This window comes from Rothia sp. HMSC068F09 (genome assembly GCF_001812775.1).
GTDB lineage: Bacteria > Actinomycetota > Actinomycetes > Actinomycetales > Micrococcaceae > Rothia > Rothia mucilaginosa_A.
The window spans coordinates 1-7,495 of record NZ_KV810425.1 but is presented as its reverse complement, the minus strand read 5'-3'; the positions used below and the strand labels follow the sequence as shown (position 1 = coordinate 7,495).

The window sequence follows — 7,495 nt, the reverse complement described above, 5'->3', positions numbered from 1 at the left end:
TCCCCCCCCCCCCTTGGATAGTTCACAAATCGGCACGCACGCCAGTTGATACAAAAGGTGGGCTGCGACCCTGCACAGCAGAATACACAGCCCACCCTCAACGGCGACCCCGGCAAGACCCGAGCCTCACAGCTCGGAGCTCAAAGCTCAAGACTCAACGCCCCGCCGGGTAATCGCCGCACAGCCCAGCACCCCGCACGGGGTGCAAGACCAAAGACTGGAGAAGATTACTCCTCGTCCTTCTTCTTCGGCTTGAAGTCCACGCCGGCTTCCTTACGCTGCTCCGGGGTAATCGGAGCGGGTGCGGCGGTCAGCGGGTCGTAGCCGTTACCGGTCTTCGGGAACGCAATAACTTCGCGGATCGAATCAACGCCGGCCAGCAGGGACACGACACGGTCCCAACCGAACGCAATACCACCCATGGGCGGTGCGCCGTACTTGAACGCATCCAGCAGGAAGCCGAACTTCTCCTGAGCCTCTTCCTCACCAATGCCCATCACGCCAAACACGCGTTCCTGCACGTCGCGGCGGTGAATACGGATCGAACCGCCGCCAATCTCGTTACCGTTGCAGACAATGTCGTAAGCGTAGGCCAGAGCCGAACCCGGGTCGGTGTCGAAGGTGTCCAGGAACTCGGGCTTCGGGGAGGTGAACGCGTGGTGCACGGCGGTCCATGCGGAGTGGCCCAGAGCCACGTCACCGGACTCGGTAGCCTCAGCAGCAGACTCGAACATGGGGGCGTCAACAACCCACACGAAGGACCACTCGTCGTCCTTAATCAGGCCGGTGCGGTGGCCAATCTCAACGCGGGCGGCACCCAGCAGGGCGCGGGAAGCCTTAGCCTCACCAGCGGCGAAGAAGATGCAGTCGCCGGGCTTTGCGCCGGTAGCCTCAGCCAGACCAGCACGCTCAGCGTCGGTAATGTTCTTAGCCACGGGGCCGGTCAGCTCGCCATCCTCCTGAATAAGAACGTAAGCCAGACCCTTAGCGCCGCGCTGCTTAGCCCACTCCTGCCAAGCGTCCAGGGTGCGGCGAGGCTGGGAAGCACCACCGGGCATCACAACAGCGCCCACGTAGGGAGCCTTGAACACGCGGAAAGTGGTGTCCTTGAAGTACTCGGTCAGCTCGGTCAGCTCCAGACCGAAGCGCAGGTCGGGCTTGTCCGAACCGTACTTCTCCATCGCATCCTTGTAGGTCATGCGCTGAATCGGGCGGGGAACCTTCACGTCAATCAGGTTCCACACGGCCTCAACGATGCGCTCGCCCAGGTCAATGATGTCTTCCTGGTCAACGAACGAAGCCTCAATGTCCAGCTGAGTGAACTCGGGCTGACGGTCAGCACGGAAGTCCTCGTCACGGTAGCAGCGGGCAATCTGGTAGTACTTCTCAATACCGCCCACCTGCAGCAGCTGCTTGAACAGCTGCGGGGACTGCGGCAGAGCGTACCACGAACCCGGAGCCAGACGAGCCGGAACCAGGAAGTCGCGTGCACCCTCAGGGGTGGAACGGGTCAGGGTCGGGGTCTCAACCTCAATGTAGCCGTCCTCGGCCAGCAGGTTGCGTGCCGCACGGTTCGCTTCCGAACGCAGGCGCATGATGCGGGCCGGCTCCGGGCGGCGAAGGTCCAGGTAGCGGTAGCGCAGGCGCGCCTCCTCACCCACCTCAACGTGCTCGTCAATCTGGAAAGGCAGCGGGGCCGCGGTGTTCAGTACCTCAACGGTGGACACCTCAACCTCAATCTCACCGGTGGCCAGGTTCGGGTTCTCGTTACCCTCCGGGCGCTTGGAAACCTTACCGGTCACGCGCAGAACGTACTCGTTGCGCAGGTGCTCGAAGTCAGCCTCGTTGTGGAAAACGCACTGGGTGACGCCCTCGCGGTCACGCAGGTCAACGAAGGCGACGCCACCGTGGTCGCGGCGACGAGCCACCCAACCGGTCAGGGTGACGGTCTCTCCAATGTTTGCGGCGGTCAGCTCGCCGTTGGTGTGAGTGCGAAGCACAGACATTCCTTTCATAGCGGGCACCTCACGACTATAGACAGTAGCCGGGTACTCGCGGTTGATGATATGCGCACACTGCGTGCGCCTCATCCATTGTAGCCCGTCTTGCCGGGGCATGGACTCTCTCGTGGAAGGAGGTTGGTAGGGGCTGCGAGGGGCGGTTTCGGTTTGTGGGTGGTTTAGTCGCGTTTGGGGTGGTTAAGACCCACCGCAGATGCGACTAAACCATGTTTCAAGTGACTAAACTACCCACCGGACTACTCAGACCCCGATACTAGATCACCCAGAATCCACCCGACGGGACGAACCCCTCCCCTGTGGACGGGCAACCTTCTTCGTCTTCAGCCGAGTTATCCACAGATTTTGATTTTCGCCACGTGCAACGGCCACAACATGACAGCCTGATGGGTATGAACTCCCTGACCGCCCCCACCCCACGAACCGTCGAACTGTACTCCCTTGTGCTGACCACGCGCATCCTTAAGCTGCGGGGAATCGGCGCGAGGGACGTCAACAGACTGATAGCCTCCGGGGCCATCCAACGTATCCAGCGAGGAGCCTACATCTACGCCTCCGATGCTACCGGCCTTCGAGACGATGATCGGCTTCGAGTACGATGCATCGCCGCCCACAAGGCCGGCCTTCGAGGAATCTTCTCGCACGAATCAGCCGCGGCGCTCTGGGAGCTCGACCTGATGGCCGTTCCGGCCAGACTCAACGTGTGCAGCAACGCTAAAAGTTCCTCGGACCGAGGGCGAATCCGTCGGTACAGATATACTCTTGACTCCGACGAGGTGACCGTAATTCCGGGCACAGCCATTCCCGTGACAACAGTGACTCGCACGCTGCAGGATTGCGTGCGGACCATACCTTTTCGGAACGCCGTGGTGCTGACCGACTCCGTGATGCGGCGGGGGCTCCTAACGCCCGAGGCTGTGACCGACGCCCTCACACACCTTACGGGGCACGGTCGTTCGAATGGGCCGCTCGTTGTTCGGGCGATGGATGCATCCAGCGAGTCGGCCGGCGAAAGCCTCACCCGATGCCTACTCATGGAGCACGAGCTGCCCTCCCCCGTGACCCAGTACCCGATTGTGTGCGAGGGCCGGCGCTACCGAACGGATTTCGCTTGGCCCGAGCTACGGGTCATTCTCGAGTTTGACGGTGAACAGAAGTACGTCGATTACCCGGGTCGAGACCGGCAGGAGGCGGCCCGCGACCGGGCGCTCACCCGCGCCGGATGGACGGTTATACACCTGACCTGGGCCGATATCTTCCAGAAAGAACGGGAAGTCGTGGCCCACCTGCGGAGGTTGCTTCTGCGGTGAACCCAGTTGCCTCTCAATGGGTCGCTGTGTCGGTTTGTGGGTGGTTTAGTCGCGTTTGAGGTGGTTAAGACCCACCCCAAACGCGACTAACCCATCCACCGGGTTACTAAACCACCCACCGGACTACTCAGCCCCCGCCACTAGACCACGCAAAACCCGCCCGGCAGGGAGGTCAACATCCTCCCCACCAGGCGGGTACACATCCATATGCAGGCTTGCAGTAGCCAAATACTACAGCAGCCAGATTTACGGGTATGACAGGTACTTACAGGCCCTCGGCACGCACAATCTGAACGTGCAGGTCCTCAGCCGGCGGCATCCAGGAGTTCGGATCGGCGGGCACCTGCTCGCCCGAACGGATATCCTTCACCTCGTGAACCGGGGCACCCGACTCATCTGAAGAGATGAACCACACGAACGGAATACCGCGCTTCTCAGCGTACTTAATCTGCTTGCCGAACTTCGCGGCGTTCGCCGACACCTCGCAGGCGATGCCGCGGGCGCGCAGTGCATCCGCAACATCATTCGCGGCGGACCAGCCCTCATCATTCGTCAGGGCCACGAACACGGCCGAAGGCACCTTGCGGCTCGCCTGTGCAAAACCCTGCGACAGGATGCGAGCCACCACGCGGGTCACGCCAATGGACAGGCCAACGCCCGGGTAGGTCTTCTTACCGTTCGAGGCCAGCGACTCGTAGCGGCCACCCGAGCAAATCGAACCCAGCGATTCGTGGCCGACCAGCACGGTCTCGTACACGGTGCCGGTGTAGTAGTCCAGGCCGCGAGCAATCGACAGGTCAGCCAGCACCTTACCCGGCGCACGGCGGGACGCCTCCTCGATCACCTCAGCCAGCTCGGCCAGGCCCTGGTCCAGCAGCTCGTGCTCCACCGAATACTTGGCGGCCAGCTCACGCACCTGCTCTACGAAGGATGCATCCTCGGTTCGAATCTGGGCCAGCTCCAGGGCGGCCGCGGCAGCCTCCGCGCTCGCACCGGCCTCGGACTGAAGCTCCTCGGCCACGCGCTCGGGACCAATCTTCTCCAGCTTGTCGATGGAGCGCAGCACGGCCGCGGTGTCGGTCAGGCCCAGGCCCAGGTAGAAGCCCTCGGCCAGCTTGCGGTTATTCACGCGCAGCTTGAAGTCGGGAATCGGCAGCTTCGACAGCGCATCGACAACGACCAGCGCGAGGGTCACGTCGTAGCGGAACGGCAGCTCGCCGTCGCCGACCACGTCAATATCTGCCTGGGTGAACTCGCGGGCGCGGCCCTCCTGCGGGCGCTCGCCACGCCAGACCTTCTGAATCTGGTAACGCGAGAACGGGAAGTTCAGGTAGCCGGCGTTCTCCACCACGTAGCGGGCGAACGGCACGGTTAGGTCAAAGTGCAGGGCCAGCTTCTCCTTGGCCTTCGCGGAGTCGTCCTCCTGCAGGCGCGAGATGGCGTACACTTCCTTGTCGATTTCGCCCTTGCGCAGCAGCTGCTCGATGGTCTCTACCGAACGAGTCTCAATCGGGGAAAAACCGTGCAGCTCAAAAGTCTCACGCAGGGTGTCGAGAACGTGGTTCTCAACCAGTCGTTCAGCCGGAAGATACTCGGGGAAACCAGACAGCGACGCCTTGCGAGCCATGCGCTCTACTCCTTGATAAAGAACTCGACAACAAAACCCCGGCGCTCTACGGTGCCGGGCATATCTATCATCATACCAACACCCGCACGCACGGCGGGGGTTCCCGTATTCGCCGGATGCGGGGCGCGGGTTGGCGGGAACGCCCACGCGCCCGGCGTGGGTGGTGTCGGCGGCGGCCCTCCGCAGGGGCCAGTTGGTCGATTCGAGCCGAAGCACCCGCGGGCACGCGTAGCGGCGGCGGTTCGCATGCGCGGCAACGGAGGCAACGCAGGTAGCGGCTCAACGGAATAGCCGGAGCCCACATGCGCGACGGCAGTTCGCCACGAACACAACACGACCGGACACTACTCACGCGAGGCCCGTACCGGCTATGCTTAGGAGGTGCACACGCACAACCCAACGGGTGCCCCGCGGATGGCCGCGGCCCACGCCTCGGCGAGGCGGCGCGAAGGCGCTCCCCGCATCCGGCACCCCCGAGTGAAAGAGTTATAGCGGTGACTACCAAATCCGACGACACTGTAAACCTCGAGAAGGCCCGCCAGTTCGGTCGCGTCTCCGAGGACGGCCACGTCTTCGTCATTGTCGATGGCGAAGAGTACGCCGTAGGTCAGCTGCCCGGCGCATCCGAAGATGAAGCGCTCAGCTACTTCGCCCGTAAGTTTGAAAACGTTGAGGCGCAGGTCGCCCTGCTCGAGTCGCGCCTGGCCAATAACGCCCCCGCCGCGGATCTGCAGAAGGGCATCGCCTCCATCGGCTCGCAGATTGGCGTGCGCAACATGGTCGGCGACTACTCCGGCCTGCAGAAGCGCCTCATCTCCCTCGCCGAGCAGATTGCTGAGCTCGGCGAGAAGCAGCAGCAGGCCCGCACCGAGAACCGCGAACGTGCCCTGGCCGTGCGTGAAGAGATCGTGGCCGAGGCCGAGCAGATTGCCGGCCAGGACCCCGACCAGATTCACTGGAAGAACTCGCATGCCCGCATGAACGAGCTGTTCGAGGCGTGGAAGAAGGCTCAGCGCGAGATTCACCTGGCAAAGAGCGTGGAGGACGAGCTGTGGAAGCGTTTCCGCGCCGCCCGCACCACCTTCGACCGCAACCGCCGCGCACACTTCTCCCAGCTGGACGACCGCAACGCACGCATCAAGCGCGCGAAGGAAGAGCTGATTGCTCGCGCCGAGGAGCTGTCCACCTCGACCGATTGGTCTGAGACCTCCCGCGCGTACGGTGAGCTGATGCGCGCCTGGAAGCAGGTTCCGCGCGGTCACCGCCGTGAGGACGACAAGCTGTGGGCTCGTTTCCGTGCCGCTCAGGACGTGTTCTTCAACGCCCGCCACGAGGCTGAGGCCGCGCAGGATGCCGTCTACGCCGAGAACCTGAAGGTCAAGGAGGCACTGCTGGAGGAGGCCCGCGCGCTCCTGCCCGTTGAGGATATTGAGGCAGCGAAGGCCGCCTTCGAGAAGATTCTGGATCGCTGGGATGCGGCTGGCCGCGTGCCCCGCAACGACCTGCGCCGCGTGGACGGCGAGCTGCGCCGTATTCAGGACGAGATCAACGGCGCCGAAGAGGCCAAGTGGAAGCGCAACGACCCGGCGAAGGCTGCCCGCGCGAACTCCCTGCTCGCTCAGATTGAGGACTCCCTCGCCGAGCTGGAGGCAGAGCTGGCCGCGGCCGAGAAGAGCGGCGATTCCAAGAAGATTGCCAAGGCTAAGGAAGCTCTGGAGGCGCGCCGCGCCTGGGCCGCAACCCTGCAGGGCTTCGGCAACTAGGGTTTAGCCGATGGGTAGATGCCCGGGGCGCTGGCTGTTGGATGCTAGTGCTCCGGGCTACTGTCTGAATAGGCCTACTATCTGAATAACGCCGAGAAGCCACATGTGCTTCGAAAAGCCACCACTATCGTGGCTTCTCGAAACACATGTGGCTTCTTCGTGTTTGAAGGGGCGGTGAACGCTAGCTAGAAACCGGAAGACCCACCAAGCCACAGCCCCCCCGACAATTGAGAAAGGGCCGGTGAATCACTTAGGCAAGGCACGCGAAAATCGGTTCATGGGTAGGAAATTCAGCGATAGGTTAGTGACTTTAAGCTGGGGTTTTATCCATGCCTAAAGTCACTAACCCGTTACTGGAAACCAGTCTCCGCGGAATGCCCCAGGCCAAGCGGGTCTCGCTGATGCTCTTGCGTTGCCATACGCGGTGGGAAAACCGCTTACATATCAGGCCAGGAACGATGCAACGAATACTCTGTGTCCCCGTCACCGCTATCGTTTAGATGCCAGCGCTGGCCGGTACGGATGTCAGCCTTGCGTAGGCGCGGGTTCGGGTTATCCTTCTTGCCCATCGTCGGGTCGTTCTTGCAGCCCCAACGAGTGTCGTCTTCATCGCAGGTGCCGCCGACGCGTCCCACATCAACCCACCACACACGAATCAGTAGCGGGTCAACGGTGTCCTTCGTCAACACGACATCCAACGCCTGCCAATCGCCGCCGTTCACCCGGAAACGACCAGAGTATGACACCGTTGCGTAGGCATGGAAATTACCCGAACGC

The 7,495-nt window shown here is 62.5% G+C and carries 4 protein-coding genes and 1 pseudogene; 2 read left to right on the top strand and 3 right to left on the bottom strand.

Annotated elements, in window-relative coordinates; translation table 11 throughout:
• Positions 1 to 227: 227 nt before the first annotated feature.
• Entirely contained in the window at positions 228 to 2,000 is a 1,773-nt protein-coding gene (gene aspS / locus HMPREF2874_RS04735) for an aspartate--tRNA ligase (RefSeq protein WP_070649124.1), read from the bottom strand.
• 410 nt (positions 2,001 to 2,410) lie between these two features.
• On the opposite strand from aspS, the gene HMPREF2874_RS04730 reads away from it, so the two are divergent.
• Complete coding sequence (locus HMPREF2874_RS04730) at positions 2,411 to 3,328, top strand: DUF559 domain-containing protein (protein WP_246823777.1); 918 nt, start codon at positions 2,411 to 2,413, stop codon at positions 3,326 to 3,328.
• A gap of 265 nt (positions 3,329 to 3,593) precedes the next feature.
• Here HMPREF2874_RS04730 and hisS read toward each other — a convergent pair whose 3' ends face one another.
• Positions 3,594 to 4,955 carry a histidine--tRNA ligase gene (gene hisS, locus HMPREF2874_RS04725; RefSeq protein ID WP_070649122.1) on the bottom strand — a complete coding sequence of 454 codons (1,362 nt, stop codon included), beginning with the start codon at positions 4,953 to 4,955 and terminating at the stop codon, positions 3,594 to 3,596.
• 494 nt (positions 4,956 to 5,449) lie between these two features.
• On the opposite strand from hisS, the gene HMPREF2874_RS04720 reads away from it, so the two are divergent.
• Complete coding sequence (locus tag HMPREF2874_RS04720) at positions 5,450 to 6,718, top strand: DUF349 domain-containing protein (RefSeq protein WP_070649121.1); 1,269 nt, start codon at positions 5,450 to 5,452, stop codon at positions 6,716 to 6,718.
• A gap of 437 nt (positions 6,719 to 7,155) precedes the next feature.
• Here the strand turns inward: HMPREF2874_RS04720 and HMPREF2874_RS04715 are convergent.
• A pseudogene (locus HMPREF2874_RS04715) lies at positions 7,156 to 7,495 on the bottom strand (peptide ABC transporter ATPase); the annotation flags it as partial.